Origin of the sequence: Rhizobium sp. CIAT894 (assembly GCF_000172795.2) — a bacterium.
In the GTDB taxonomy this organism is placed as follows: domain Bacteria; phylum Pseudomonadota; class Alphaproteobacteria; order Rhizobiales; family Rhizobiaceae; genus Rhizobium.
This window is the reverse complement of the sequence record NZ_CP020947.1, coordinates 1,980,249-2,006,449: the sequence shown is the minus strand read 5'-3', so window position 1 is coordinate 2,006,449 and position 26,201 is coordinate 1,980,249. Positions and strand designations below refer to the sequence as shown.

The following is a 26,201-nucleotide window of genomic DNA, read 5'->3' as shown; positions in this document are numbered from 1 at the left end:
CGTCCTAATTATAGCCGCGCGCGGTGCGGAAAGCGGTCGCGAGATCCGAACCGCCGTCGAACACGCGCGCCAAGGTGAGCTTGGCAAGGCTGTCAAGCTGGGTCCTGTCGGCATCGCCGAATGTGATGCCGAAGATCGGCACATGCGGCTCGGTCGCGTTCCAATCGTTCATGAAGGCCTGGCTTCGATCGTCGGACTTGCCGTCGGTCATGATGACGATGGCAGGCAGATAGGTCGAGAGCCTGTTGGTTCCAGCGATCTGCTGCAAAGCCCGTTCGGCGCAGGCATACATATCCGTGCCGCCGCCGGCCCTTTGCAGCGAAATCTCGTTCAGCAGCCCTTCCTGCTCCAGCGGATTTCCGCTTGCCATGAAGGTGTTGCGTACGCTGCCGTCGAAAGGAATGACGATGATCCGGTCGGCGGGAGACCATTGTACCAGCACCTTGCTGGCTTCATCAGGTGTCAGCAGGAAACGCATCGCCTTCTGCAGCTGGTCCTCGCCATTGCCCTGCATCGAACCGGAAAAATCCAGACAGAGCGCCGTCAGCGAGGGTTTGCGCAAAGCGGCCTGATAAAGCGTGAGCGCCTGGCGGATGACGCCCGGCTCCGGCATGCGGATCGCCGTCACCAGCCGGGTCGGATCGAAATTCCAGCCCGGTTCCGGCTTTGCGGCAACGCCAGTCAGCGGGATGCGCCGGCCGGTATCGGCGATGCGCTGCTGCACGGGAGCCGAACGGAGATAGGCGAGCAGATCGTTGAAGAAGGTCTGGACTTCGGCCCCACGGCCATGATCGACAAAGCCGAGCGGCGAATCCGCCATCGCCACGCCATCGGCCGGATAGACCGCGTAAAGCGGCTCCTGCGACAGGGCGGCCAGCTTGTCGTTGGTCTCCTTCAGCACCGCCTCGTAGTTCCACATGGCATCGTAGACCGTGCCCTTGCCGACGGAATCGACATAGAGATCGGCAAGCCAGCCGGAAGAGCCGGAAGAACGCACCACACCTGAAAGCAGCGAGCGGACGCTCTCCTGAACGTTTTTGTCGTCGAGATCGCCAGGTTCGATCACCGGCTTGTTGCCGAGCGCGCTCGACAGCATTGCGAGATAGGCGCTGGCGCCCGAGTTGGATTGCGTCGCCGAGGTCATCAGGAATTTCAGCGATCCGTTTTCGACGGCGGCGAGAATGTCCTTCATGAACACGTCCCTGCCGATCCAGCCGAGTTGCTCAGCCTTCGACTTGCGCACACCGAGCACCACCGGCGTCTGGGCGATCGAGGTCAGGCTCTTGACCCTGCGTTTGGTGTCGAACATGTCGACCCAGACGCTCGATGCCGGCCAGACCGCATCCTGCTCGACCCCCTCATCGCGCTGCAGCGCCAGGCCGATATCGAGCGTGCCTTCGTATTTGAAAGTGCAGGTCGCATTCTTCTCTTTGCAGAATTCCTCGACGATCGGCTGCAGAACAATATTCTCCGATCCCGAGACGATCGAGAACTCCGGCCCCTGGCCGAAGGGATTGCAGCCGGCAAGGGGCAGAACGGCAAGAAGCGCCAGGCCTGAGAGCAGTGTTCGCATCGCCATCTTGCCGATCACGCCCCAGTCATCGCCTTTTTGAGTTCGATCGTCATCTGCTCCATCTGCTGCTCGGCGAGCCCCCGCTTGCGGCGCCCCTCCTCCTGAACCTGCAGCACGCGGGATATGGTATCGATCAGATCCCTGTTCGCCTTGGCGAGCGTATCGATATCGACGATGCCGCGCTGCGACTGCTGCTCGATTGATATCGCCTGGTCCTTCATCATCTCCGATGCCTGGCGGATCATGTCATTGGTGGCGTCGGTCACCACCTTCTGCAGCTCGAGCGCCGACTTTTGCCGCGTCAGCCCGAGCAGGATCACCATCTTCTGCTTCCAGGCCGGCACCGTCAGTGCCGAAATCGCCTGCAGGTTCTCGATCAGCGTTTCGTCACCTGCCTGGACGATGCGGATCTGCGGCAATTGCTGAATGCCGAGCTGGCGGGCCTGCTGCAGGTAGAAGACCCGCTTTTCCAGCCGGTCGAGCGCCTGCAGGCTGTCCTGATAGGTCTGCGCCTCCAGCATGCCGCCGCCGGGGCCGGTCGCAGCCGCCTCGGCTTGCGCCTTCAGCTTCGGCAGCTCGACGCTGCGAAACCGTTCGGCAAACGTCTTGCCGGCCTGCACATAGGCCTCGAGCCGCATGATCGACTGCCGGGTTTCCTCATGCAGGTCGTTGAGCAGCGCGATGTCGCGCCTGAGCGTATCCTTGTGACGGTCGAGCTCCAGGCCGATCCGGTCGATCTGGCCGGCCACGTCCTCGAACTCCGCCTTGAACCGTTCGAGCCGGGCCTTGGCGGAGAGAAATATGCGGCTGAGAAAACCCTTATCCTTCAATGACGCCGGATCGAGGCTCTTCGACTTGAGGATGATGTCGGTCAAGAGCCGGCCGACTTCGCCGAGATCCTTGTTGCGGACCTCGCGCAGGATCCTGTCGGCATAATCGCTGACCGACTGCTGGGCGCGGTCGCCATAGACCGAGATGCCGGCGCGGTCGGAGATATCGATGCTGTCGGAAATGCGGGCAATTTCCGCCGGGTCGGCGGCGACAACCGGCAGGGCGGGGTTTTGAACAGTCGCGAGATCGGTATCGGCCATCGCTAGGGTTTTCCAGGCTTGCGGGGCATAATCGTCTGGAAGCCCATTTTCGCAATAAACAGGCCCCATCGCGATGGACTGGCCGCTAGGATCGCACCGACACGAAGAACAGGACGACAAAAGGCGACTCAATCATCGCTGGTCGCCGCACAATAGTGAGCTTTATGATACAGTTTTATGACAGTCGAAAACCCTGAACGCCTACTTGCAAGCCTCGGCGTTGCGATCAAGCAGCTCCAGCTTGGCGAGCTTGCCGGTCAGGACGAAATCGCCGTAATCCATCGTCAGGTCGCGGGTGATGCCGTTCTCATAGAGCTTGAAGGACATGCGGTAGACCGGCAAGGCATCCGATTTCGCATTCTCGTTGAAATAGGCGATCGTCACCGGCCAGAAGGCCGTCTTTGAGAAAGCGCCGGCATTGCCGGCATCGGCCTCGTCGACAACCGGCGTCTGCTGCTTGCCGACGATCGTCGTCGTCACCAGCGATTTGTCGCCGTCGTCGGAACCGTCGAAGACGCGCGCCTCGAAGAAGCGCTTGCCGTCCTTGGCGTTCTGGATCACGTCGAGCATATGTTCCGTGGGAAAACGGCTTTCGGCCAGCTGCAGTTCGCGGCTCGACGGCTGCATGAGATCGACCTTGACGCCATCCGGCTGATCCAGAGCGGCACCGTTGACCTCCTTGTCGAGCTGGTCATCGGTGAAGGATTTGGTGTCGAAGGTGAACTTGCCGTCCTTGAGATTCTCGAAGGTCTTCGTCTGCTGGTCGCTGACGCGTACGCTGTCGCCGGTGTCGATCTGGGTCACGAAGCGGAAATTGGTGGTGAAGCCTTGGCAATAGCTGCCGTCGAACTCATAGACCATGCGACCATACATGCCGGCGATGCCGGAGCGATCCGAGGCGTCCTTCAGTTCCAGATCGTAGACCGCGCGATGTGCGACGAGGCCGGTCGCGATCGCAGCGCTTACCGCGGGCGCAGCCGCCCATGCATTGGCGGAAACGCTGGCGAGAAGCAAAGCGACAAGACCTGATCGGAACATTCATTAACTCCTGTTGGACTCGGCCGCGATGTTATAAGAACGCTTTCGGCCAAATCGAGGCTCGAAACTGTCATATTAAAGATTCCAGTCTTGATCCATAATTTTTGAAGAATTGACAACAAAAGCGGAGACGAAAATGTCCGATGAAATTGCATCACGCCTGACTGAGATGGGGATAACCCTGTCCGAAGCCGCAGCACCTGCTGCAAATTACGTTCCCTACGTCATCAGCGGCAATCTTCTGTATATCTCCGGCCAGCTGCCGCTCGAAGGCGGTAAGATCGCTGTGTCGGGCCATCTCGGCAAGACCATCGACGTGGCAGGCGGCCAGCGCGGCGCCGAACTCTGCGCCATCAACATCCTTGCTCAGGCGAAGGCGGCACTTGGCGGCGATCTCGGCCGCATCCGGCGCGTCATCAAGCTGAATGGCTTCGTCGCCTCGGCGCCCGACTTCGTCGAGCAGCATCTCGTCATCAACGGCGCTTCGAACCTGATTGCCGGCGTGCTCGGCGAGGCCGGCAAACATGCACGTGCCGCCGTCGGCATGGCCGCCCTGCCGCTGAATGCCGCAGTCGAAATCGATGCTATCATGGAAATCGAAGAATGACCAACGCAGCTTGGATCAGGGACCTGCCGGTCGCCCATCGCGGCTATCACGACCTCAACCGAGACGTCTGGGAAAACACGCTTTCGGCCTTTTCGCGCGCCGTCGAAGCCGGCTTTGCGATCGAATGCGATCTGCATTACGCCTCCGACGGCGTGCCGGTCGTCTTTCATGACGAGGACCTGCAGCGCCTGTGCAATCTCAACGGCGATGTGCGCGAGCGCACCTCCAGGGAACTCGGACTGATCGCCGTCGGCGGCACGAGCGACAAGGTGCCGACGCTGCGTCAGCTTCTCGATCTCGTCCAGGGCAAGGTGCCGCTGGTGTTGGAGCTCAAGGGTCGGGAGACCGATGACGAAGGTTTTGCCGAAGCCGTTCTCGAAGTGCTCGAAGGCTATCAGGGCAAGGTGGCGCTGATGAGCTTCGACCACTGGCTGCTGCGCGATCTGAAGGCGCTTGGCTCACCCTACCCGCTCGGGCTGACCGCCGAGGGCAGCACGCCGGAGGCGTTCGCGACGCATGCGAATGCAATGGAGATCGGTCTCGATTTCATCTCCTACTATTATGACGAGCTGCCGAACGCCTTCATATCAGGCGAACGCGACAAGGGCATTCCCGTCATTACCTGGACGGTGCGGGACGAAGAGGCACGCCGGCGGACCTTCGCCAATGCAGATCAGATGACCTTCGAAGGTTTCGACCCGCGTGCGGTTTGACGCTCGCTTTTTGGCCAAGATCATGCGCAGACTGAAACAAAGCCGAGACCATCCTCCCACAGGCTTCGTATCTGCCGCATGACCGACGAATTATCCATTCGCGTAGAACGCTCCTTCACCGCGATTTCCCCGGAGAGCTGGTCCAGGCTTTCCGGGGCGTCGAAGAGTGGCGCCACGCTTGCCTACAACCCCTTCGTTTCGCATGCCTTTTTGTCGTCGCTGGAAGAATCCGGTTCGGCCAGCGCCGAGACCGGCTGGCTCGGCCACCACCTGCTGCTCGAGACCGATCGCGGCGAGCTGATCGGCGCCCTGCCCGGCTATCTCAAGAACCACAGCCAGGGGGAATATGTCTTCGACCATGGCTGGGCCGATGCCTTCGAGCGGGCCGGCGGGCGTTATTATCCCAAACTTCAATGCTCTATTCCGTTCACGCCGGCAACAGGCCCGCGTCTTCTTGTCACTGCGGGGCTGCAACGGCTGCCGATCCAAAGCGCGATCGCCGAAAGCCTGAAGGAGGTCGTGCGCCGGCTGGGCATCTCGTCTGCCCATATCACCTTCGTGCCGGATGATGAGATCGGCGTCTTCGAAATGGACGGCTATCTGCACCGTACCGACCAGCAGTTCCATTTCATCAATGACGGTTATGCCAATCACGACGAGTTTCTGGAAACACTGGCTTCGCGCAAGCGCAAGGCGTTGCGCAAGGAGCGCCGCGCCGCACTCGAAAACGGCATCAGCATCGACTGGCTGACCGGCAGCGACCTGACGGAACGCATCTGGGACCAATTCTTCAAATTCTACATGGATACCGGCGGGCGCAAATGGGGCCGCCCCTACCTCACCCGCAAATTCTATTCGCTGATCGGCGAACGCATGGCCGACGACATCCTGCTGGTCATGGCCAAACGCGATGGGCGTTATATCGCCGGCGCGATCAATTTCATCGGCGGCGACACGCTCTATGGCCGTCATTGGGGCTGCATCGAGGATCATCCCTTCCTGCATTTCGAGGTCTGTTATCACCAGGCGATCGACTTTGCGCTTGCGAAAGGGCTGAAACGGGTCGAGGCCGGCGCCCAGGGTGAACACAAGCTCGCCCGCGGTTACCTGCCGGTGACGACGCATTCGGCCCATTACGTCGCCCATGCCGGCCTTCGCCGGGCGATCGGCGACTATCTCGCGCGCGAGCGCGCCGATGTCGAACAGATGAGCGAGGTGCTGACCGAGCACAGCCCGTTCCGCAAGGGCGAGCGCCAGCAGGAGGATTGACGCCGCCCTGCCGGCCGCGCTACCCGATCAACGACTGCGTGAAGAGGAGATTTCGCGATGACCAGCGCCTATGACGACAACAACATCTTCGCCAAGATTCTGCGCGGCGAAATCCCTTCGCACCGCATTTACGAGGACCAACACACGGTCGCCTTCATGGATGTGATGCCGCAGGCGCCAGGCCATGTGCTCGTCGTTCCAAAGGCGGCGTCGCGCAATATCCTCGATGCCGATCCAGCCACCCTCACCCATGCCATTTCAGTCGTCCAAAAGGTCGCCAAGGCGGTCAAGGACGTCTTCGACGCCGATGGCGTGTTCATCGCCCAGTTCAACGAGCCGGCGGCAGGACAGACGGTCTTTCATCTGCATTTCCACGTCATCCCGCGCCACGAGGGCGCCGCACTCAAGCCGCACTCCGGCAAGATGGAGGATGGCGCCGTGCTTGCCGCCAATGCCGAAAAGATCAGGGCGGCACTGGCGTAAGGTCGACCTGTCCGTTTCAGCCAAAAACCAAAAAGGCCGCGACGCGGCCTTTTTTATTCTGCTCCAAAAACTCACTTCTTGCGTGGAACCTTCGGAACCGTGCTGCCCTTCTTGGGCGCGTCGCGGACTTCAGGCTCGGCCTGCGGCACCGTCTTGGCGCGGGTCTTGGGCGCTGCCTTGGTCTTCAACTCGCCATCGCCCTCTTCGTCCGCTTCGGGATGGGCGACTTCGGCTTCCGGCTTCGGCTTGATCGGCGCCGTATCCGGGATGGCCTCCAGCACGATGCCGGGCTTGCCGTCTTCTTTCGGACCGACCGTGACGTTGACGACGCCGCCCTTCTTCAGCTTGCCGAAGAGGATTTCGTTGGCCAGCGGCTTCTTGATCGTGTCCTGGATGACGCGGGCAAGCGGGCGGGCACCCATCTTCTCGTCGTAACCCTTTTCCGAAAGCCAGGCGATCGCATCCTCATGCAGGTCGAAGGTAACGTTCCTTTCGGAAAGCTGCGCCTCCAGTTGCATGATGAACTTCTGCACGACCTTGTGGATGACGGCCGTCGGCAGCGCCGCGAACGGGATGATCGCATCGAGACGGTTGCGGAACTCCGGCGTGAACAGGCGGGTGAGCGCCTCCTCGTCCTCGCCTGTACGCTTGGACGAGCCGAAGCCGATCGCCGCCTTGGCCATTTCGGACGCGCCCGCATTCGTCGTCATGATCAGGATGACGTTGCGGAAGTCGATCTTCTTGCCGTTATGGTCGGTCAGCGTGCCGTGGTCCATGACCTGCAGCAGGATATTGTAGATATCCGGATGCGCCTTCTCGATTTCGTCGAGCAGGACGACGCAATGCGGGTGCTGGTCGACGCCATCCGTCAGAAGACCGCCCTGGTCGAAACCGACATAGCCGGGAGGCGCTCCGAGCAGACGCGACACCGTGTGCCGCTCCATATATTCCGACATGTCGAAGCGCAGAAGCTCGACGCCGAGCGACGATGCCAGTTGCTTTGCCACCTCGGTCTTGCCCACACCGGTCGGGCCGGAGAAGACATAGGCGCCGATCGGCTTGTTCGGCTCGCGAAGGCCGGCACGCGCCAGCTTGATCGAGGTCGAAAGGGCTTCGATCGCGATATCCTGGCCGTAGACGACCGAACGCAGTTCCTGCTCGAGATTGGCAAGCACCGCTTCGTCGTCCTTGGAGACGGTCTTCGGCGGAATGCGCGCCATCGTGGCGACCGTTGCCTCGATCTCCTTTTCGGTGATCAGCTTGCGGCGCTTCGACGGCGGCAGCAGCATCTGGGCCGCACCGGTTTCGTCGATCACGTCGATCGCCTTATCGGGCAGCTTGCGGTCGGAGATGTAGCGGGCCGAGAGTTCGACGGCCGACTTGATGGCATCGTTCGAATAGCGCAGGTGGTGATACTCTTCGAAATAGGGCTTCAGGCCCTTCATGATCTCGATCGCATCATCGATCGACGGCTCGCTGACGTCGATCTTCTGAAAACGACGCACCAGCGCCCGATCCTTCTCGAAGAACTGGCGGTATTCCTTGTAGGTGGTCGAACCGATGCAACGGATTGCGCCTGACGACAGGGCCGGCTTCAAGAGGTTCGATGCATCCATCGCGCCGCCGGAGGTGGCGCCGGCGCCGATCACCGTATGGATCTCGTCGATGAACAGCACGGCGCCCGGATATTCTTCCAATTCCTTGACGACCTGCTTCAGGCGCTCCTCGAAATCGCCGCGGTAGCGCGTGCCGGCAAGCAGCGTGCCCATGTCGAGCGAGAAAATCGTCGCATCGGCCAGCGCTTCGGGAACCTTGCCTTCGACGATGCGCTTGGCAAGGCCTTCGGCGATCGCCGTCTTGCCGACGCCGGGATCGCCGACGTAGAGCGGATTGTTCTTCGAACGACGGCACAGGATCTGGATGGTACGGCTTACCTCGGCGTGGCGACCGATCAGCGGGTCGATCTTGCCGCCCTTGGCCTTCTCGTTGAGATTGACGCAATAGGCCTTGAGCGCATCCTGCTGCTTCTTGGGGCCGCCCTCTTCCTCGCCGCCGCGCGCCGTCGGCTTGCTGCTTTCGGCTTCCTCCTCGGCGCCGCGCGGGGGGCGCGCTTCCGAAGCGCCCGGGCGCTTGCCGATGCCGTGCGAGATATAGTTGACGGCGTCGTAGCGGGTCATCTCCTGCTCCTGCAGGAAATAGGCGGCATGGCTTTCGCGCTCGGCAAAGATCGCGACGAGCACGTTGGCGCCGGTCACCTCTTCGCGGCCGGACGATTGCACATGGATGACGGCACGCTGGATAACACGCTGGAAGCCAGAGGTCGGCTTCGAATCCTCATCATAACCGGTGATCAGGTTGGACAGTTCGTTATCGACATATTCGACGAGCGTCTTGCGCAGAGCGTCGAGATCGACATTGCAGGCCCCCATGACCGCGGCAGCATCGGCATCGTCGATCAGGGCGAGCAGCAGATGCTCGAGCGTCGCATATTCGTGGTGCCGCTCGTTGGCAAAGGTCAGTGCCTGATGGAGCGCCTTCTCTAAGCTAGGCGAAAATGTTGGCACGTTCAGATCCTCACTTCTTTTCCATGACGCATTGCAGCGGATGCTGGTGCTGCCGGGCGAAGTCCATCACCTGGCTGACCTTCGTTTCCGCTACCTCGTATGTGAATATTCCGCATTCGCCGACGCCGTGGTTATGGACATGGAGCATGATGCGGGTGGCACTTTCACGATCCTTTTGAAAAAAACGCTCCAGAATATGGATGACGAATTCCATGGGCGTGTAGTCGTCATTCAAAAGCAGCACGCGGTAGAGATTGGGCTTCTTGGTCTTCGGCTTGGTGCGCGTGATGACCGAGGTTCGATTTCCGTTCTCCCCGTTCCTTTCACTGTCGTTCTGCATCCGGATCGGCTTTGCGATCATTGTCATTCATTCCTCAAGCAATCCGGCGGAGCATGGGAGGGTGCTTTTCCCGCCGAATATCTGAAACACTAACTTAGTTCATAATAGGCCGATTTTAAGCCCCCTGTCAGTCACTGCAATCAAGAAATGGCCGGCATGCACGGGAAAGACTAAAAAAGTCCCCGGCCGATCCATGCAGACGCTGCGGCGAAAGTGGAAACAAAAAAGACCGGCTACAGATGCGTAGCCGGTCCCGGTATTTCAACATATAGCGCAGGTTGCGCTATTAAAATCAAATCATGCGGCGGCAGGCGTCGCCGGCGGTGCCTGGCGGGTTGCCTTGGTGACGGCAGCAGCGATCGGCGCCTCATAGGGCTTGTAAGCGGATTTGGCGAGATCGGCATACATTTCACCGAGCTTCGTCGTCTCGGAGACCAGGCCTTCGAAATACGCCTTGACGTAGTTGGTCTGCAATTCGAAAGCAGCCTCGAAGCTCTTGACGCCGGCCAGCGTTTCGAAATGCGTCACCGCATCCTGAAAGGATTTCTTCGAATAGTCAGCGGCTTCGGCGGCGATCGCCTGGAATCCCCTGGTCGTGTCGGAATAGGTTTTCAGCGCCGTATCGACAGCTTCCTTGCTCTTCCTGTTTGCATCGTCAAAGTTGAACATGACCGTCCTCCGTTGGGCTGTGGGATGGCGGCAGGGTAGCTGCAACGCACAAATAGTCAAGTAGTCTTGTGCGTTGCAAAACATCCAAAAGTTGTGCTTCAATAATAAAACAGTGAATGCGCGCCGGGGCACGTACGTCTTTAACTGATTTTGCTAATATATATCACAATGCCACAACCGGAAGCTTTAAAAGAAATTTTGTCCGGCGGCAAAAAAATAAAAAAACCGGGCGGAACGTGCCGCCCGGTCGTCTTGAAGCTTTCGAATGCGATCAAAGATCGACGTCGAGGATCGCCATCGAAAAGTTGTAGGAGCGGTCGCCGTCCTCGTCATCGACATAGACGACGCCCAGAAATTCTTCGCCAAGATAGACTTCCGCAGAATCATTCTTGCGCGGACGCGCCTTGACGACGATCTGCGGGTTCAACATGCGTTTGAAATAGGCGTCGAGCTTCTTGATTTCTTCTGGCTTCACTCTGTCATCTCCGTAAACGGTCTTGATTGGCCGCTTCTTGCACAGGAAAAGCAGCGGTGTAAAGGCGGACCTGCCGCTCGGCAATTTCTATCCCCGCACCGGCCCGCCGACTTTTCTGTCTTTTTCAACAGGCGCTCAGATATCGGCGCCGATTACCTGGTCCATGCTGCGCGACGGCTCGGAACAACCGGCTTCGCCGACGACCTTGGCCGGCACGCCGGCGACCGTCTTCTTCGGCGGCACCGCCTTCAGGACGACCGAGCCGGCTGCGATGCGTGAGCAGTAGCCGATCTCGATATTGCCGAGGATCTTGGCGCCGGCGCCGATCATGACGCCGCTGCCGATCTTCGGATGGCGGTCGGCGCCCTCCTTGCCGGTGCCGCCGAGTGTGACGCCATGCAGGATGGAGACGTTGTCGCCGATGACAGCCGTCTCGCCGACGACGAGGCCAGTGGCATGATCGAGAAATATGCCCTTGCCGATCCGGGCGGCCGGATTGATGTCGGTCTGGAAGACGCTGGAGGAGCGGCTCTGCAGATAAAGCGCGAAATCACGCCGGCCGCGGTTCAGCAGCCAATGGGCCAAGCGATGCGTCTGCAACGCATGAAAGCCCTTGAAATAAAGTACCGCTTCCATGAAACGCAGGCAGGCGGGATCGCGGTCGTAGATCGCCTGGATGTCGACACGCAGGATGGAGCTCCATTCCGGCCAATCGAGAAGCATTTCCTCGAAGGTCTGGCGAAGCAGGTTCGCCTGCATGTCGGGATGATCGAGACGTTCGCAGATGCGGTGGATGACGCATTCCTCGAGCGAATGATAGTTGATCACGGTCGAATAGAGAAAGGCGGCGAGAACCGGGTCCTGTTCGGCGGCAAGCCGGGCTTCCTCGCGCAGGCTATCCCAGATGGGATCCATCACCTTCAGCGGATGGCCTGTCTCAAAAGCACGGATGTCAGTCTTTGCGACCATCGCCGCTCTCCTCGTTGCCATCAGGAAGGCCGTTTTCGGAATGCCAATATATAGAGGAAAACGCCAATAACATAAATGGGTGCCGTCGCCATGGTTTTTTAGGTGAGATTTTACGGCATCACGACGATGTCACTGCTCGGCGACGCCCACGTAGAAGGCCAGAACCGCCTGCTTGAAAACCTTGTCGCCGACGGCGAGCATATGATCGCGGCCCGGAATATCGAGCGCTTCGGCATTGGGCATCAGCGCCGCCAGTTCCTGCGGCGAGCCGGCAATATCATCCTTGGTGCCGACGCCTATCAGTGTCGGCATGTCGAGCTTTCCCATATCCGAGCGGGGCACGAGATCACGCGAGCCGCGGATGCATTGGGCAAGGGCGACACGGTCGCTTTTCGTCTGCTCGGCAAAGGCGCGGAACATGCGGCCGCGGTCATGCGTCACCGCATCCAACGAGGGAGCCAGCAGCGCATCGGCGATCGGGTCCCAATCGCCGACGCCGTCGGTCATGCCGATACCGAGGCCGCCGAGCACCAGCGAGCGGACCCGATGCGGATTGGCAAGGGCGGCAAAGACGGAAATGCGCGCGCCCATGGAATAGCCCATGACATTGGCTTCCGGAATGCCGAGATGATCCAGCAACGCGATCGCATCGCCCGCCATCACCCAGGGACGATAGGCTTCGGCATCATGCGGCTTGTCGCTGGCGCCGTGGCCGCGGTTGTCGATGGCGATCACCCGGTATCCGGCGTCACCCAGCGTCTTCAGCCAGCCGGGATGCACCCAGTTGACGTTTGCCGTCGAGGCAAAACCGTGGATCAACAAGACGGGCACGCCGGAAGGATCGCCTTCGTCGAAAAAGGCGAGTTTCAATCCGTCATGTGTGAAGCTTGAAAATGTGGGCGTATTCAGGTTCATCGGGTCTTCCTTTTGGCGCGACCATAATCGAGCCACCTTTCAGGGTGAAGCCAAAAACTGCGGCTGAAAACTGTGCTCGGCGCGGCGCTTTGGCTCTACACATTTACGGCGAAGGCTTATAAGGTCCGCGCAGATTTCAAAGTATTCGGAGAGCGACATGGCCGGCCACAACATTCCCCACTTCCAGAACGACGGCGGTCACCGCGTTATCGAGGTCGGTGTCAAGGAATTCATGTGCACCGGCGCTTCGGCCCCCTACGACCATCCGCATATCTTCATCGACATGGGCGACGACAACGAGAAGGTCTGCTCCTACTGCTCGACGCTCTATCGCTTCAACTCGGCGCTCAAGCCCAGCCAGACCAATCCGGCCGGCTGCGTTTTCCACGTGAAGGCGGCGTAATCAGCCCAGGTCGGGATCGGACGGACAATGCCGGTCGAACATGCCGCCATCATCGGCGCCGGGATATCAGGGCTGACTGCGGCCCTTTCGCTTTCGCGGCGCGGCATCAGCTCTGAGATTTTCGAGCAGGCGGGTGAACTCACCGAAATCGGCGCCGGATTGCAGGTTTCCCCCAACGCCTCCCGCATCCTTGCCGAACTCGGCGTTCTTGAAGAGCTCTCGAAGGTCTGGCTCGAGCCGGAGACGATCCGGCTGATATCGGGCAGTTCGCTGCGTCAGCTCGCGGCGGTGCCGGCGGGAAAATTCGCGCGGCAGCGCTGGGGCGCTCCCTATGGCGTCCTGCATCGCACCACATTGCAGAAAGTCCTTCTGGCGGCGGTCGAGTCCGATCCGCTCTGCCGGCTTCATCTTGGCGTGCGGATGGAATCAGCCCTGCCGTCTTTCGAGCGGGCCGCCGATGTCGTCATCGGTGCGGACGGCGTCTGGTCGAAGCTGCGGCCATCCGTTGCCGACAGTCCCTCGCCGCGTTTTTCCGGCAATATCGCCTACCGGTTCACCATTGCCGAAGCGGAAGCGCCGGGGTTTCTCGACCGGTCGAGCGTTTGCGCCTTCCTCGGCGGATCGGTGCATCTCGTCTGCTATCCGCTGAAGGAGACCGGCAGCTTCAACATGGTGGCGATCACCGCCGGCAACAGCGCGCCGCAAGCCTGGCAAAGTGAGGCGACGGAAGAGCAGCGCGCCCAGCTCAGGACACGCTTTTCCGGCTGGAACGCCGCGATCGTCTCGCTCTTCGAAAACCGGAAGCTGACGTTCTGGCCGCTGTTCGAAACCACCGCAGGCGCATGGCAGGATGGCCGCGCAACGGTTCTGATCGGCGACGCCGCACATGCGATGATGCCTTTTGCCGCGCAGGGAGCGGCCATGGCGATCGAAGATGCCTATGAACTCGCGGCGTTTCTGTCGAACCATCCGGCGGCCGAGGCCCTGGCGCTCTTCGAAAAACATCGCGTGCCGCGCATTGCGAAGCTTCGCCAGCGCGGTGCCTTCAACCGGTTCGCCTATCATGCAAAGGGGCCGATCCGGATCGGCCGCGATCTGGTGCTCGGGCTCAAGCCGCCGCAAAGCCTGGCGGCCGACCTCGACTGGATCTACGGATACCAGGCTGTGCGCCAGCCATAAGCGCGGCAGGCGCCAGCACTCCGGCTATGATCAAACGGCTCCTATCAGACGGCACTTGCGGCCGCAAAACCCCGTTCGATATCGGCCTTGAGGTCGGCCACATCCTCGATGCCGATCTGCAGGCGGATGACCGCACCGTCCGTCGGCGCCTTGGCGACCTTGCGATCGTTGAGGTAGGCGTGCAGGGCGAGGCTTTCAAAGCCGCCCCAGGAATAGCCGAGACCGAAAATCCTGAGCGCATCGAGGAAGGCATGCGCCTTGGCTCTGGACTTCTCGGGACCATCGGCGGCAAGCACGAAGGAAAAGATGCCGCTGGCGCCCTTGAAATCGCGTTTCCAGAGATGGTGAGAGGGGAAACTCGGCAGCGCCGGATGCAGCACGCGGGCGACGTCCTCCCTGCCCTCCAGCCATTCTGCTATATCAAGTGCACTTTGATAATGCCGCTCGAGGCGCAGGCCCATGGTGCGCAAACCGCGCAGGATCTGATAGGCGTCATCGGGAGCGCCGCAGATGCCGAGCACCCCATTCGCCTCCTTCAGCCGTTCCCAATGCTCTGAATTGGCCGACACCGTTCCGAGCAGGATATCGGAATGGCCGGACGGGTATTTCGTCGCCGCGTGGATGGAGATGTCGACGCCGTGATCGAGCGGCCTGAAATAGAGCGGCGTTGCCCAGGTATTGTCCATCATGACGACGGCGCCATGGCGGTGCGCCACCGCCGAAATCGCCGGAATATCCTGCATCTCGAAGGTGTTGGAGCCGGGAGCCTCGGTGTGGACGAGCTTGGTGTTCGGCCGGAACAGCGTCTCGATGCCGGCGCCGATCGCCGGGTCGTAATATTCCACCTCGACGCCGAGGCGCTTCAGCATCGTGTCGCAGAAGTGGCGGGTCGGGCCGTAAACTGAATCGACGACCAGCGCATGATCGCCGGCGGCGACGAAACCCAGAAACGGAATGGTGACGGCCGCAAGGCCCGAGGGCACGAGGATCGTGCCGGCCGAGCCTTCCAGGGCATCGATCGCCTCGCAGAGCGCATCCGTCGTCGGGGTGCCGCGCGTTCCATAGGTGTATTTCTGCGAGCGCGTCTCCATCGTCCTCGCATTCGGAAACAACACCGTCGAGGCGTGCACGACCGGCGGATTGACGAAGCCGTGATAATCGAAAGGGTCGTTGCCGATATGGGTCAGGCGGGTATTGATCCCGGCATTCTGCAGCACGCTGTCTTTGTCTTTCATGTCGGAAATAGCCTTTTGGCGAAGGGACGCGAAGGCAGACTTTTGGACGCCCCGCCGTTTCCGGTCAACCCTTGACGTTCGCTTGCGGATAATGTCCCGGGACGATGAAATTTTCGATTTTCGCGTTATTTTTCCGCGATCGGACGCCTATTTCCTAGCCAATCGCCTTCGAATTCAGCGCAATCTGCCAAAATTCTGAATTTTGCCGCAATTATTGATGGCGACACTTGACCATAGTGACATTTGCGACTGAGATAGGCCCCACTCGCGCCGGGAGGTTGGCGAGACACATGGGGGCGGCAGATTTTTCCGCCGGCAATCCTCACAAGAAAATATAAGACAACAGAAAAGGTTGGGAAAAAATGAAGAACAAGCTTCTGTCCGCCGTTCTCGGCGCAGCAGTTTTGGCACTTGGCGCCTCGGCCGCCTCGGCCACCACTCTCGGAGACGTAAAGGCAAAGGGTTTCATTCAGTGCGGCGTCAATACCGGTCTTGCCGGTTTTGCCGCGCCTGACGCTTCCGGCAATTGGGCCGGCTTCGATGTGGATTTCTGCAAGGCTGTCGCTTCGGCTGTCTTCGGCGACCCCACCAAGGTGAAATTTACCCCCCTCAGCGCCGCCAATCGCTTCCCGGCCCTTCAGTCCGGTGAAATCGACGTGCTCGCCCGCAATACGACCTGGTCGATCAACCGCGACACCGCTCTCGGCCTGAACTTCCGTTTCGTCAACTACTATGACGGCCAGGGCTTCATGGTTCGCAAGAGCCTGAACGTGAAGTCGGCACTGGAACTCTCCGGCGCGTCGGTCTGCGTCCAGTCGGGCACGACCACCGAGCTGAACCTCGCCGACTACTTCAAGGCAAACAACCTTCAGTACAATCCGGTCGTCTTCGAAAAGCTGGACGAGGTCAATGCCGCCTATGATGCCGGCCGTTGCGATGTCTACACCACCGACCAGTCCGGCCTCTATTCGCTGCGCCTGACGCTGAAGAACCCGGACGAACATACGATCCTGCCGGAAATCATCTCCAAGGAGCCGCTCGCCCCGGCCGTTCGCCAGGGTGACGACCAGTGGTTCGATATCGTCAGCTGGGTTGGCTATGCCATGATCAATGCTGAAGAATTCGGCATCACTCAGGCGAATGTCGATGACATGAAGAACTCGCCGAACCCTGACATCAAGCGCTTCCTTGGCGTCGAGGCCGATACCAAGATCGGCACCGATCTCGGCCTGACCAACGACTGGGCTTACAACATCGTCAAGAACGTCGGCAATTACGGCGAAGTGTTCGAGCGCAATATCGGCCAGGGCAGCCCCCTCAAGATTGCTCGCGGCCTCAACGCCCTGTGGAACAAGGGTGGCATCCAGTACGCTCCGCCGGTTCGCTGAGCGGCATCACGCATGAAGCCGGAAAGGCGGGCAACCGCCTTTCCCCCTCCAATAAAAAAGCTCCGAAAAGGAGCGTAATGGGGAATTGGCCAGGCATGACGCATCAGGCTTTGGATTCAACACGTGTATCCAGGAGCGGCTGGAGCTTCCAGTCCGCCCTCTACGACCCGACAATTCGGGGCATTTTCTTCCAAATTCTTACCATCGTATTGCTGGTTGCCTTCGTATGGTGGGTGGCACACAACACTGCCGTCAATCTGGCGCGCGCCAACATCGCATCGGGTTTCGGCTTTCTGAACGGCCGCGCCGGCTTCGAGGTCGGTCAGTCACTGATCGCCTATTCCAGCGATTCGACCTACGGTCGCGCGCTACTGGTCGGCTTTCTGAATACGATCCTGATCGCCGTTACCGGCATCATCACCGCCACCATCATCGGCTTCATCATCGGCATAGGCCGCCTGTCGCGGAACTGGCTGATTGCCAAGCTGTGCACGGTGTATGTCGAAGTCTTCCGCAACATCCCGCCACTGCTTGTGATCTTCTTCTGGTATTCGGGCGTTCTGGCGGTTCTGCCGAATGCGCGCGAGTCGCTGCATCTGCCGCTTGGATCCTATTTGAACAATCGCGGCCTTTCCTTCCCCAAGCCGATTTTCGGTGAGGGTTTCTGGCTCGTCGGCATCGCCGTCGTCATCGCCATCATCGCCGTCTTTGCGACGGCCCGATGGGCGCATCGCCGGCAGGCGGCGACAGGTAAGCCGTTTCACACGATCTGGGCTTCGATCGGGCTGCTGATCGGCTTGCCGCTTGTCGCCTTCCTGCTCGCCGGCGCGCCGCTTTCCTTCGATTATCCGATCGCGGGCAAATTCAACCTCACCGGCGGCTCCGTCGTCGGCCCCGAGTTCATGTCGCTCTTCCTGGCGCTTTCCTTCTATACCGCAGCCTTCATCGCCGAGATCGTGCGTGCGGGTATTCGCGGCGTGCCGAAGGGACAGACGGAAGCTGCCGCCGCTCTTGGGCTTCATCCCTCGTCGATCACTCGTCTGGTCGTCATTCCGCAGGCCTTCCGCATCATCATTCCACCGCTGAGCAGCCAGTATCTCAATCTGACCAAGAACTCGTCGCTGGCGATCGCCATCGGTTTTGCCGATCTCGTCGCTGTCGGCAGCACGACGCTGAACCAGACCGGTCAGTCCGTCGAGGTGATCCTCATCTGGATGGTCATCTACCTCAGCCTCAGTATCGTGACCTCGCTGTTCATGAACTGGTTCAATGCCAAGATGGCGCTGGTGGAGAGATAAGATGAGCAACAGTTTCGTCAGAACCGCCATACTGGCGCCGGAGCCGGCTCCCTCAGGGGAAAAAGGCGCAGTAGCTTGGCTTCGCCGTAATCTGCTGGCTACGCCGAAGGACATAATCCTTACCGTCCTGGCGCTGGTCTTTCTCGCCTGGGCCTTGTTCCACGCGATCGACTGGCTCTTCGTGCAGGCGGTCTGGAGCGGTCCGGACCGCACGTTCTGCGCCACGACAGTTCAGGGCGGCATCCAGCCAGACGGCTGGAGCGGCGCCTGCTGGGCCTTCATCAACGCAAAGTTCGACCAGATCATCTTCGGGAGCTATCCCCTCGATGAGCGCTGGCGGCCGACGCTGGTCGGCATTCTCTTCGTCCTCCTGCTCGTGCCGATGCTCATCCCTTCCGCACCGCGCAAGGGCCTGAATGCCCTCCTGCTTTTCATCGCGCTGCCGATCGTTTCCATCGTTCTGCTTTACGGCGGATTTGGCCTCGAAATCGTCGAGACCCCCCGTTGGGGCGGGCTGATGGTGACGCTGGTGCTCTCCTTCGTCGGCATTGCGGTCTCCTTCCCGCTCGGCATCGTCCTGGCGCTCGGCAGGCGCTCGCATATGCCGGTTATCCGCACGATCTGCGTCATCTTCATCGAAGTCGTCCGCGGCGTACCGCTGATCACGGTGCTCTTCATGGCGAGCGTCATGCTGCCGCTGTTCCTGCCGGCAGGCTGGACGGTGGACAAGCTGCTGCGCGCGATCGTCGGCGTGTCGATCTTCGCCTCGGCCTATATGGCCGAGGTTATTCGTGGCGGTCTGCAGGCGATCCCGAAGGGGCAATTCGAGGGCGCCGATTCACTCGGCCTCGGCTACTGGCAGAAAATGCGGCTGATCATCCTGCCGCAGGCGATCAAGCTGGTGATCCCCGGTATCGTCAACACCTGCATCGGCATGTTCAAGGATACCTCGCTCGTGTCGATCATCAGCATGTACGACCTGCTCGGCATCGTTCGTTTCCTCTTCACCGATCCGAACTGGGCAAGCGCGGTAACGCCGCTGACGGGATTGATTTTCGCCGGCTTCGCCTTCTGGCTTTTCTGCTTCGGCATGTCGCGCTATTCAGCATTCATAGAACGTCACCTCGACACCGGCTACAAACGATAAAAAGGGGTCCCCCAAATGGCAGAAGCTCAAACAAAAAAGATGGCCGTGTCGGCGACCGAGGTCGCCATTGAGATCATCAACATGAACAAGTGGTACGGTGATTTCCACGTGCTGCGCGACATCAACCTGAAGGTCATGCGCGGTGAGCGCATCGTCATTGCCGGTCCGTCTGGATCCGGCAAGTCGACGATGATCCGCTGCATCAACCGCCTGGAAGAACATCAGAAGGGCAAGATCATCGTCGATGGCACCGAGCTCACCAACGATCTGAAGAAGATCGACGAGGTCAGGCGCGAAGTCGGCATGGTGTTCCAGCACTTCAACCTCTTCCCGCACCTGACGATCCTCGAAAACTGCACGCTGGCGCCGATCTGGGTGCGCAAGATGCCGAAGAAGCAGGCGGAAGAGATCGCCATGCACTTCCTGAAGCGCGTCAAAATCCCGGAACAGGCCAACAAATATCCGGGCCAGCTTTCCGGCGGTCAGCAGCAGCGCGTGGCAATCGCCCGCTCGCTCTGCATGAACCCGAAGATCATGCTGTTCGATGAGCCGACCTCGGCGCTCGATCCTGAAATGATCAAGGAAGTGCTGGACACCATGGTGGGTCTTGCCGAGGAAGGCATGACCATGCTTTGCGTGACGCACGAAATGGGCTTTGCCCGCCAGGTCGCCAACCGCGTCATCTTCATGGACCAGGGCCAGATCGTCGAGCAGAATTCGCCGGCCGAGTTCTTCGACAATCCGCAGCACGAACGCACCAAGCTGTTCCTCAGCCAGATCCTGCATTAAGGGACTGAAAGCGTCTTAAAGGACCCGCCGCGCCTTCCGGTTCGGCGGGTCTTCACATTCAGCGGGATACTGAGGCCTGCAGCAGACTGCAGAGACCGGCAAGACCGGAATCGGAGCCGCTTGAAGCGGAGATATCCGCGCAGCGGACAAGCATCTTGCGCTGCTCATTGACGGGTCTCGCCCGGAAGTCCTCCAGAACACGAGCCTGCGATGCGCTGAGGGTGCCGTCAGGTGCGGACCTGTTGCTGCCGCCTGCCCGATCCGCTCGACCGATGGCGAAATTGGCATCGACACCGCTGCCGCGTCGGACCGAGGCCGTGGCGTTGGCATCGAGCCCATCGGAACCGCCGATGCGTGCATTGAGACCGGCATCGACGCCGCGCCCGCCACCGAGCCTGGCATTGGCATTGGCATCGAGACCATTGTCGCCGCCGCCGGCATTGGCGCTCGCATCGGCGTTGACGCCGCTCGAACCGCCGACGGAAGCATTGGCATCGGCGCTGACGGCGTTGCCGGCATTCACCGATACGCCGACATCGATAGCGCGCGCATCGCTTGCCGGCATGGCAAGCAGGGCGCCGGTGCATGCAAGCACCGTCAGGGATAGTCTTTTATGATTATGGTTCATGTTTTCCTCCGTTTCCATTCGCCGGACGCTCTGCCCGGCAGTCGAAAATCGAGGAACGCGCGTGCCTTCGATCGTCTGGATCTCCTGCAACTGCAGGGCGTCCACGGCAAGGCAACGTGAAGGCATGAGGAATGTTTCGCAATACGGCACGGTAAGCCGGCTCAGTCGCGTACAATGATCTTTCACGGTTATCGAATTACGAATTGCCAGGCCGATTGTGCCAAAATTCAACATGTCTGGCAGTGACTGGAGCACCGGCGCAGTATTTCTTCCCAGTAACATCAAACATCTTCAGACCCGCCAAGCAAAGCTCGGTTCTCGATACGATTGCCGGCGGTTGATCCATTGAGAGCGTTGCCGCGCAGATCGCCTGCATTTTGCTTCGGAACCGGATTTCCACCATTAATTGAGGCGGCCCAAAATAACTCCTCTTCCGCCTGGATATATCAAGCGGGAATTCCATATTTCAGCATGTTCTCATTTGATGGAACTGGAGGTTCAAGAATGGGCATTTTCGACAAGATCAAACATGCAATCTTCGGAGAAGCGAAAGCAACCGAACCCGTGGCAGCCGGCGCGGCGAAGACGCAGCCCGCCCCGGCTCCCGTCTCGCCGTCCGCAGCGCCCAGTCCCGCACCCGCGGCCGCTCCCGCTCCGAGCAAGCCGGCCACGGCCGCAGCAAATGTCGATATCGTCCCGATCCTTGACGCGGCCGTGAAAAAGAGCGGCCAGAAACTCGATTGGCGCCACTCGATCGTTGACTTGATGAAAGCGGTCGGGATGGATGCCAGCATGGCCGAGCGCAAGGAACTTGCCGCCGAGCTCGGTTATACCGGCGACAGCGGCGATTCCGCAAAAATGAATATGTGGCTGCACAAGGCGCTGATGAAGCGGCTTTCGGAAAATGGCGGCAAAGTACCTGCCGATCTGCTGGATTGATCCCTCGCTTGATCAACAACCGATAGCTGCCGCCACTTTGCGGCGGCTATCCGGCCGCCGGCACTTCGCGATAGTGGCTCACTCACGGAAGCTCGGCAATCCAGGGGCATCCGCCGATCCTGAGACCACAAGTCCCCTTGCCCACAGGCACTGGAACCAATAACGTTCCGCTTGATTACTTCGATAATCGATCAGGGGAGAATAAATCCAATGAGATTGATGGCAGTCGTCGGCGTTGCACTTGGTTTGGGCTGTATTTCGGCCGCGGAATCCCCTTCAAACTATCGATCTTACAGCGGCGTTCGGGTCGATACCGACCCGGTCCTTCTGGCTCGCTACGACAAAGCGCTCCGCTGGTGCGGGCCGGAGGCAGGCTCTTGGCAACGCGGCTCGCAGGATTCGCGCAGCCTGCACTACAACGCGGCGCTGAGAAGTTGCCTCTCCAGGCACAGCTTCATCGACAGAGGCGTCTACGCCTACCCTATCCCCGAAGTTTACTTCGAGCATTTTCTGGATCGCTGAGATGGGCCGAACGGCGCCGATCCGCCGTAGACATTCGAAGTCAAAAAACAGAAACCCCGCCCTATTGGCGGGGCGTATCGATTCAGCGAGTTTCTCGAATCGAGCAGCGGCCGGAGTAGCAGGCAGACCGCAAGCCTCACCCGACGGTCGAGACCGCATGAACTTTCATATCATCGCGAACTTCATAGAACTTGTCGCCGTCGATATAGATAAAATGGCAGCTTGGCTTTTCGCCTTTGCCGTTGGAGCAAGCTTTATCGCCCTGGAACGTGAGTTTGGTTTTTACGTCGATCATTTTGCCGCCAACGTCGGCCTTGCCGGTGATGGTGCCCTTTTTCCAGTTCCAGACCAGATCAGCGGTCACGGGCTTTCCCATATCGACAATCTCCACCTTCACACGCTTGCCGTCAGCAAATGCTTTGAACTCTTCCATCGTGACCTTCTTGGCTCCAGCCGGAAGGTCGACGGCATAGGTGGTGGCAGCCGACAGCAAAAATACCACCGTTGCGACGCTTGAAAGGATCGTTCTCATGTTTCCGCCCCCAGAAGATGGATGGTCAAATTACACCCCATCGGCCGGAACGAAATCCCGCCTATTATGATTAGGGGCAATAAGCGGTCGGGTCGGGCGCGCCCGACAAACTCGTTCTGCACGAGGTCGTCATTCAGGTCCCCGCAACGGCGTCAGGATATCAGGTGCAGACAGGCTGTGTGAGCTACGCCTGCCGGTAGACGGCAGCAGATCGAATAACGGCATCTGCGACATCGGTGGGATGCTCCATGGATGCCACCAGCGCGTTCCCCTCCTTGAGATAGATGGGAAAGCGCTCCCTGAACTTCCGATCTTCCGTCGCCTGTTGAAAGCCAAATCCCCGTTTCAGTTGGCGTTCGACAACAACCGCGGTCGCGGCCTCGATATCCAAAGACGGCAGCAAGACGATGCCATAGCCCGTGGAAACCAATCTCCGAGCCTCGTCATAGTCATTAGTGCCTGCTTGTGCCGCCAGGAACCCGGATGGCGTGACAAAAATATGCGGCGTCGGATTTGTCATCACCAGACGTTTCGCGAGCGCCAGGTTTTCCGCGCGGTAACGCTCATAGCCGTGGGCAGCAATGAAGGTCCCGATTGTCTCCAGGCGCTCGCAGAACTCCAGATCGAGGTCGACGAGCCCCCAACCAAGCTTTTCTGCGAGCTGACGGCCGAGCGTCGATTTTCCGACGCCGCCCGGTCCCAGAAGAAAAATGGTCTCGCCCGGCCGCCACGGCCGGCGAACCTCGATGTGGATTTTTGCCATCGACCATGACCTCATTCGCAGCCGTTCCAGACAGCAGAATCACCTGTGAGAAACGACTCACCCTACCGTTTTCAATGTCGATCGGTCCCGATATTTAAGGCGAAACCGCCCAAAATTGCTGAATTCAGAAAAAAAATGTCGATTCCGCTCTGGCGGGAGGAATCCAGCCACATCCGTCAGGTTTTTCTAATGTTTTCAATGGACGCATGTCGCCATAGTTGCAGAAAGAATAATTCGCGGCGTACGAGACATATATATTGTCCTAATTTGGGCGACTCGAATTTCACCAAATATTTCAAAAAGTAACTAATGATCGACTTTGGTATTGTGGCAGCAATATGGCTATGTTTCTCAAGCACTTACTGATGTAATGCTGTTGCGCCATCCGGGATGTCGCCCTATAACCCCCCGCCGTAACGCCTGATTAACTATAAATAGTAACCGGCAAAGACAACGCTAAGGTTGAGGAACAAGACCATGACGACATACTACGTAGCGACGACTGGCAGCAGCGGTGGCAACGGCAGTGCCTCGTCTCCTTTTCACACGATCAGCGAGGCAATGGCGGCGAACCTGAAGCCCGGCGACGAGGTCGTGGTGAAGCCGGGGACCTACAATGAGAGCATCAACTTCGACAAGGACGGCTCGGCGGCAGCCGACATCACGCTGCGCTCGGAAGTGCCAGGTGCGGCACTGATCCGCCCGCCCGCGGGCTCGTATACCGGGATCAGCGTCAACGCCAACTACGTGACCATCGACGGTTTCGACATCAAGGGCGGCAACGGTGACGGCATCGAAGCGAACAACGTCCATCACGTCTCCATTCTCAACAACAAGGTCCACGACAGCGGCGAGTCGGGCATTCAGTTCAACTATTCCGACTTCGTCAAGGTCATAGGCAACGAGACCTACAACAACGCCTCGACGGGCTGGTACTCTGGCATCTCGCTCTACGAGAACAGGAACATCACCGGCGACACATCGACGACCGGCTACCGGAATATCGTGCAGAACAACATCTCGCACGACAACATCACCAAGACCGGTGCGCACACCGATGGCAACGGCATCATCATCGACGATTTTCAGAGCACGCAGACGGATGGTCATCCGAACTATACGTTCAAGACCCTGGTCGATAACAACTTGGTCTATGAGAACGGCGGCAAAGGCATCCAAGTTGCCTGGAGCGACTCCGTCACGGTGCAGAACAACACCGCATACCACAACAATCAGGACCCGCTGAACGACGGCACCTGGCGCGGCGAACTCAGCAACGCACAGTCGAGCAACAACACCTGGACCAACAACATCGCCGTCGCCGACCCGTCGGTGAACAAGAACAACACTGCGGTCGATAACACGTCGTACGGCGGCTATACCAACGCCAACGTCGTCTGGGCCAACAACAACACCTACAACGGCACGGCCGGCCAGGCCTCGGTCAGGACCGACGGCGGCAACGCTATGCCGAGCACGGCGAACGGCAACAAGCTCGGCATCGACCCGCATTTCGTGGGGGCAGCGAGCGACGACTTCCATCTCGCCTCGGGCTCGGCAGCGATCGACGGCGGAACTGCCAAGTACGGCGTCGGCTCGGTCGACCTGGACGGCCACACCCGCGTCGTTGGAACTGTCGATATGGGTGCTTACGAATCAGGCTCCAGCTCGACCCCGACAACCCCAACCACACCGACAACGCCGACCACACCTACCACGCCGACAACTCCGACCACGCCGACGGAACCGACAACCCCAACCACGCCGACGCAACCGACAACGCCAACCACGTCGACAAAGGAATTCATCGGCACCAGCGGCAACGACATCCTGCCGCACACCGGTCAGTCCAACGGCGGCAATGAAACCTTCAAGGGTCTCGGCGGTAGTGACGTGTTGAAGGGCGGGGCCGGCGCGGACGTGCTCGACGGCGGCACTGGCAACGACACGGCCAGCTATGCGGGCTCTGCCGCGGTCAACGTCAACCTGGCGACTGGAGCCGCATCGGGCGGCCAGGCGGCCGGTGACAAGATCGCCAGCATCGAAAACCTGACTGGCTCAAGCTATGACGACGTACTGACCGGTGGCAACAACGGCGGTAACGTTCTCATCGGCGGGGCTGGCGCGGACAAACTGGACGGCGGCGCCGGCAATGATTTCCTCATCGGTGGTGCCGGGAAGGACATTATGACCGGTGGCATCGGCGAGGATACGTTTATCTTGAAGGCGCCGACGGAAACCGGGTCCGGCTCGAACCGCGACGTCATCACCGACTTCCAGCACGGCGTCGATAAGATCGACTTGTCGGCGATCGATGCGAATGGCTCTGCGGCGGGCGATGGAACCTTCCATTTCCAGGCACAGGAGAATGCCTTGTTCGACCACAAGGCTGGCGCGCTCGCCTGGCACTATGAAGACCACGCCGGATCCTCGAACGATGTGACCGTTATCCAGGCCGACACGAACGGCGACGGTGTTCATGACTTCGAGGTTCAGTTGAAGGGCCTCGTCCACCTGGGGGCAGGCGATTTTCTCCTGTAACTGTCCCCGTTGTGGCGGTCGTCCGGTCGCCACAACACGCGGGCCGAAAAAAATCGGCTACTTCGGCGCGCGGATGAGGGGACCCATCCGCGCGCTGCGATTTTTCGACGGGCGTCAGCCGGCCTTTCGGG

The 26,201-nt window shown here is 59.8% G+C and carries 26 protein-coding genes; 13 read left to right on the top strand and 13 right to left on the bottom strand.

From position 1 onward, the window contains the following. Nucleotides 1-4 precede the first annotated feature (4 nt). The 3 genes from RHEC894_RS10000 to RHEC894_RS09990 all read right to left on the bottom strand — a co-directional run bounded on the left by RHEC894_RS10000 (nucleotide 5) and on the right by RHEC894_RS09990 (nucleotide 3,702). A complete protein-coding gene (locus tag RHEC894_RS10000) occupies nucleotides 5-1,573 on the bottom strand; it encodes a substrate-binding domain-containing protein (RefSeq protein WP_085738929.1) in 1,569 nt (522 codons plus the stop codon). Between the two features lie 14 nt (nucleotides 1,574-1,587). Further along, nucleotides 1,588-2,664 carry a toxic anion resistance protein gene (locus RHEC894_RS09995; protein ID WP_085737147.1) on the bottom strand — a complete coding sequence of 359 codons (1,077 nt, stop codon included), beginning with the start codon at nucleotides 2,662-2,664 and terminating at the stop codon, nucleotides 1,588-1,590. A 201-nt stretch (nucleotides 2,665-2,865) separates the two neighbouring features. Then, nucleotides 2,866-3,702, bottom strand: coding sequence for a cell envelope integrity EipB family protein (locus RHEC894_RS09990; RefSeq protein WP_085737146.1), 837 nt, complete (start codon nucleotides 3,700-3,702; stop codon nucleotides 2,866-2,868). Between the two features lie 136 nt (nucleotides 3,703-3,838). Between RHEC894_RS09990 and RHEC894_RS09985 the strand changes: the two genes are divergently transcribed. The 4 genes from RHEC894_RS09985 to RHEC894_RS09970 all read left to right on the top strand — a co-directional run bounded on the left by RHEC894_RS09985 (nucleotide 3,839) and on the right by RHEC894_RS09970 (nucleotide 6,774). Beyond that, entirely contained in the window at nucleotides 3,839-4,309 is a 471-nt protein-coding gene (locus RHEC894_RS09985) for a RidA family protein (protein WP_085737145.1), read from the top strand. Next, entirely contained in the window at nucleotides 4,306-5,022 is a 717-nt protein-coding gene (locus tag RHEC894_RS09980) for a glycerophosphodiester phosphodiesterase (protein ID WP_085737144.1), read from the top strand. The genes RHEC894_RS09985 and RHEC894_RS09980 overlap by 4 nt, the downstream gene beginning before the upstream one ends. A 78-nt stretch (nucleotides 5,023-5,100) precedes the next feature. Further along, the gene (locus RHEC894_RS09975) at nucleotides 5,101-6,291 is read left to right on the top strand and encodes a GNAT family N-acetyltransferase (RefSeq protein WP_085737143.1); all 1,191 of its coding nucleotides are present in this window, start codon (nucleotides 5,101-5,103) and stop codon (nucleotides 6,289-6,291) included. A gap of 57 nt (nucleotides 6,292-6,348) precedes the next feature. After that, nucleotides 6,349-6,774: an HIT family protein gene (locus RHEC894_RS09970; RefSeq protein WP_010068625.1), complete on the top strand. Its 426-nt coding sequence runs from the start codon at nucleotides 6,349-6,351 to the stop codon at nucleotides 6,772-6,774. Nucleotides 6,775-6,845: 71 nt separating this feature from the next. Here RHEC894_RS09970 and clpA read toward each other — a convergent pair whose 3' ends face one another. The 6 genes from clpA to RHEC894_RS09940 all read right to left on the bottom strand — a co-directional run bounded on the left by clpA (nucleotide 6,846) and on the right by RHEC894_RS09940 (nucleotide 12,706). Then, nucleotides 6,846-9,338, bottom strand: coding sequence for an ATP-dependent Clp protease ATP-binding subunit ClpA (gene clpA, locus RHEC894_RS09965; protein WP_085737142.1), 2,493 nt, complete (start codon nucleotides 9,336-9,338; stop codon nucleotides 6,846-6,848). A gap of 10 nt (nucleotides 9,339-9,348) precedes the next feature. Beyond that, nucleotides 9,349-9,699 (bottom strand): ATP-dependent Clp protease adapter ClpS, encoded by a 351-nt coding sequence (gene clpS / locus RHEC894_RS09960; protein WP_037094677.1) that lies wholly within the window; start codon nucleotides 9,697-9,699, stop codon nucleotides 9,349-9,351. A 276-nt stretch (nucleotides 9,700-9,975) separates the two neighbouring features. After that, on the bottom strand, nucleotides 9,976-10,347 hold the full coding sequence (locus tag RHEC894_RS09955; protein ID WP_085737141.1) for a phasin family protein: 372 nt from the start codon (nucleotides 10,345-10,347) through the stop codon (nucleotides 9,976-9,978). A 271-nt stretch (nucleotides 10,348-10,618) separates the two neighbouring features. Beyond that, complete coding sequence (locus tag RHEC894_RS09950; RefSeq protein ID WP_085737140.1) at nucleotides 10,619-10,822, bottom strand: DUF3126 family protein; 204 nt, start codon at nucleotides 10,820-10,822, stop codon at nucleotides 10,619-10,621. 135 nt (nucleotides 10,823-10,957) lie between these two features. Continuing rightward, nucleotides 10,958-11,791, bottom strand: coding sequence for a serine O-acetyltransferase (gene cysE, locus RHEC894_RS09945; RefSeq protein WP_085737139.1), 834 nt, complete (start codon nucleotides 11,789-11,791; stop codon nucleotides 10,958-10,960). Between the two features lie 129 nt (nucleotides 11,792-11,920). Next, nucleotides 11,921-12,706 (bottom strand): alpha/beta hydrolase, encoded by a 786-nt coding sequence (locus tag RHEC894_RS09940; protein ID WP_085737138.1) that lies wholly within the window; start codon nucleotides 12,704-12,706, stop codon nucleotides 11,921-11,923. A 157-nt stretch (nucleotides 12,707-12,863) separates the two neighbouring features. On the opposite strand from RHEC894_RS09940, the gene RHEC894_RS09935 reads away from it, so the two are divergent. After that, entirely contained in the window at nucleotides 12,864-13,109 is a 246-nt protein-coding gene (locus RHEC894_RS09935; protein WP_085737137.1) for a zinc-finger domain-containing protein, read from the top strand. Nucleotides 13,110-13,136: 27 nt separating this feature from the next. Continuing rightward, the gene (locus RHEC894_RS09930) at nucleotides 13,137-14,288 is read left to right on the top strand and encodes an FAD-dependent monooxygenase (RefSeq protein WP_085737136.1); all 1,152 of its coding nucleotides are present in this window, start codon (nucleotides 13,137-13,139) and stop codon (nucleotides 14,286-14,288) included. 44 nt (nucleotides 14,289-14,332) lie between these two features. Here RHEC894_RS09930 and RHEC894_RS09925 read toward each other — a convergent pair whose 3' ends face one another. Further along, complete coding sequence (locus RHEC894_RS09925; RefSeq protein WP_085737135.1) at nucleotides 14,333-15,523, bottom strand: cystathionine beta-lyase; 1,191 nt, start codon at nucleotides 15,521-15,523, stop codon at nucleotides 14,333-14,335. A gap of 362 nt (nucleotides 15,524-15,885) precedes the next feature. Between RHEC894_RS09925 and RHEC894_RS09920 the strand changes: the two genes are divergently transcribed. The 4 genes from RHEC894_RS09920 to RHEC894_RS09905 all read left to right on the top strand — a co-directional run bounded on the left by RHEC894_RS09920 (nucleotide 15,886) and on the right by RHEC894_RS09905 (nucleotide 20,145). Next, nucleotides 15,886-16,911 (top strand): amino acid ABC transporter substrate-binding protein, encoded by a 1,026-nt coding sequence (locus RHEC894_RS09920; protein WP_085737134.1) that lies wholly within the window; start codon nucleotides 15,886-15,888, stop codon nucleotides 16,909-16,911. 95 nt (nucleotides 16,912-17,006) lie between these two features. Then, the gene (locus RHEC894_RS09915; RefSeq protein ID WP_085737133.1) at nucleotides 17,007-18,209 is read left to right on the top strand and encodes an amino acid ABC transporter permease; all 1,203 of its coding nucleotides are present in this window, start codon (nucleotides 17,007-17,009) and stop codon (nucleotides 18,207-18,209) included. A 1-nt stretch (nucleotide 18,210) separates the two neighbouring features. Further along, nucleotides 18,211-19,356, top strand: coding sequence for an amino acid ABC transporter permease (locus RHEC894_RS09910; RefSeq protein ID WP_085737132.1), 1,146 nt, complete (start codon nucleotides 18,211-18,213; stop codon nucleotides 19,354-19,356). Nucleotides 19,357-19,371: 15 nt separating this feature from the next. Then, nucleotides 19,372-20,145: an amino acid ABC transporter ATP-binding protein gene (locus tag RHEC894_RS09905; RefSeq protein WP_085737131.1), complete on the top strand. Its 774-nt coding sequence runs from the start codon at nucleotides 19,372-19,374 to the stop codon at nucleotides 20,143-20,145. Between the two features lie 58 nt (nucleotides 20,146-20,203). On the opposite strand, the gene RHEC894_RS09900 is transcribed toward RHEC894_RS09905, so the two are convergent. Next, a complete protein-coding gene (locus RHEC894_RS09900) occupies nucleotides 20,204-20,773 on the bottom strand; it encodes a hypothetical protein (protein ID WP_085738928.1) in 570 nt (189 codons plus the stop codon). 504 nt (nucleotides 20,774-21,277) lie between these two features. Here RHEC894_RS09900 and RHEC894_RS09895 point away from each other — a divergent pair. Continuing rightward, complete coding sequence (locus RHEC894_RS09895) at nucleotides 21,278-21,712, top strand: DUF3597 domain-containing protein (RefSeq protein WP_085737130.1); 435 nt, start codon at nucleotides 21,278-21,280, stop codon at nucleotides 21,710-21,712. A gap of 210 nt (nucleotides 21,713-21,922) precedes the next feature. After that, complete coding sequence (locus tag RHEC894_RS09890) at nucleotides 21,923-22,234, top strand: hypothetical protein (protein WP_085737129.1); 312 nt, start codon at nucleotides 21,923-21,925, stop codon at nucleotides 22,232-22,234. A 136-nt stretch (nucleotides 22,235-22,370) separates the two neighbouring features. On the opposite strand, the gene RHEC894_RS09885 is transcribed toward RHEC894_RS09890, so the two are convergent. After that, entirely contained in the window at nucleotides 22,371-22,766 is a 396-nt protein-coding gene (locus RHEC894_RS09885; protein ID WP_085737128.1) for a hypothetical protein, read from the bottom strand. Between the two features lie 184 nt (nucleotides 22,767-22,950). Next, nucleotides 22,951-23,529, bottom strand: a complete 579-nt coding sequence (locus tag RHEC894_RS09880) for a shikimate kinase (RefSeq protein ID WP_010069458.1) — start codon at nucleotides 23,527-23,529, stop codon at nucleotides 22,951-22,953. Between the two features lie 477 nt (nucleotides 23,530-24,006). Here RHEC894_RS09880 and RHEC894_RS09875 point away from each other — a divergent pair, with 477 nt between their 5' ends. Further along, entirely contained in the window at nucleotides 24,007-26,070 is a 2,064-nt protein-coding gene (locus tag RHEC894_RS09875) for a right-handed parallel beta-helix repeat-containing protein (protein ID WP_085737126.1), read from the top strand. Nucleotides 26,071-26,201 lie beyond the last annotated feature (131 nt).

What these genes read in the sequence shown, in the direction of transcription:
- RHEC894_RS09995 (WP_085737147.1), bottom strand. Translation starts at nt 2,664, where the DNA reads ATGGCCGATACCGATCTCGCGACTGTTCAAAACCCCGCCCTGCCGGTT.
- RHEC894_RS09925 (WP_085737135.1), bottom strand. Translation starts at nt 15,523, where the DNA reads ATGAAAGACAAAGACAGCGTGCTGCAGAATGCCGGGATCAATACCCGC.
- RHEC894_RS09990 (WP_085737146.1), bottom strand. Translation starts at nt 3,702, where the DNA reads ATGTTCCGATCAGGTCTTGTCGCTTTGCTTCTCGCCAGCGTTTCCGCC.
- RHEC894_RS09905 (WP_085737131.1), top strand. Translation starts at nt 19,372, where the DNA reads ATGGCAGAAGCTCAAACAAAAAAGATGGCCGTGTCGGCGACCGAGGTC.
- RHEC894_RS09940 (WP_085737138.1), bottom strand. Translation starts at nt 12,706, where the DNA reads ATGAACCTGAATACGCCCACATTTTCAAGCTTCACACATGACGGATTG.
- RHEC894_RS09935 (WP_085737137.1), top strand. Translation starts at nt 12,864, where the DNA reads ATGGCCGGCCACAACATTCCCCACTTCCAGAACGACGGCGGTCACCGC.
- RHEC894_RS09880 (WP_010069458.1), bottom strand. Translation starts at nt 23,529, where the DNA reads ATGGCAAAAATCCACATCGAGGTTCGCCGGCCGTGGCGGCCGGGCGAG.
- RHEC894_RS09885 (WP_085737128.1), bottom strand. Translation starts at nt 22,766, where the DNA reads ATGAGAACGATCCTTTCAAGCGTCGCAACGGTGGTATTTTTGCTGTCG.
- RHEC894_RS09900 (WP_085738928.1), bottom strand. Translation starts at nt 20,773, where the DNA reads ATGAACCATAATCATAAAAGACTATCCCTGACGGTGCTTGCATGCACC.
- RHEC894_RS09985 (WP_085737145.1), top strand. Translation starts at nt 3,839, where the DNA reads ATGTCCGATGAAATTGCATCACGCCTGACTGAGATGGGGATAACCCTG.
- RHEC894_RS09890 (WP_085737129.1), top strand. Translation starts at nt 21,923, where the DNA reads ATGAGATTGATGGCAGTCGTCGGCGTTGCACTTGGTTTGGGCTGTATT.
- RHEC894_RS09955 (WP_085737141.1), bottom strand. Translation starts at nt 10,347, where the DNA reads ATGTTCAACTTTGACGATGCAAACAGGAAGAGCAAGGAAGCTGTCGAT.
- RHEC894_RS09875 (WP_085737126.1), top strand. Translation starts at nt 24,007, where the DNA reads ATGACGACATACTACGTAGCGACGACTGGCAGCAGCGGTGGCAACGGC.
- RHEC894_RS09930 (WP_085737136.1), top strand. Translation starts at nt 13,137, where the DNA reads ATGCCGGTCGAACATGCCGCCATCATCGGCGCCGGGATATCAGGGCTG.
- RHEC894_RS09915 (WP_085737133.1), top strand. Translation starts at nt 17,007, where the DNA reads ATGACGCATCAGGCTTTGGATTCAACACGTGTATCCAGGAGCGGCTGG.
- RHEC894_RS09895 (WP_085737130.1), top strand. Translation starts at nt 21,278, where the DNA reads ATGGGCATTTTCGACAAGATCAAACATGCAATCTTCGGAGAAGCGAAA.
- RHEC894_RS09975 (WP_085737143.1), top strand. Translation starts at nt 5,101, where the DNA reads ATGACCGACGAATTATCCATTCGCGTAGAACGCTCCTTCACCGCGATT.
- RHEC894_RS10000 (WP_085738929.1), bottom strand. Translation starts at nt 1,573, where the DNA reads ATGCGAACACTGCTCTCAGGCCTGGCGCTTCTTGCCGTTCTGCCCCTT.
- RHEC894_RS09970 (WP_010068625.1), top strand. Translation starts at nt 6,349, where the DNA reads ATGACCAGCGCCTATGACGACAACAACATCTTCGCCAAGATTCTGCGC.
- clpS (WP_037094677.1), bottom strand. Translation starts at nt 9,699, where the DNA reads ATGATCGCAAAGCCGATCCGGATGCAGAACGACAGTGAAAGGAACGGG.
- cysE (WP_085737139.1), bottom strand. Translation starts at nt 11,791, where the DNA reads ATGGTCGCAAAGACTGACATCCGTGCTTTTGAGACAGGCCATCCGCTG.
- RHEC894_RS09910 (WP_085737132.1), top strand. Translation starts at nt 18,211, where the DNA reads ATGAGCAACAGTTTCGTCAGAACCGCCATACTGGCGCCGGAGCCGGCT.
- RHEC894_RS09920 (WP_085737134.1), top strand. Translation starts at nt 15,886, where the DNA reads ATGAAGAACAAGCTTCTGTCCGCCGTTCTCGGCGCAGCAGTTTTGGCA.
- RHEC894_RS09980 (WP_085737144.1), top strand. Translation starts at nt 4,306, where the DNA reads ATGACCAACGCAGCTTGGATCAGGGACCTGCCGGTCGCCCATCGCGGC.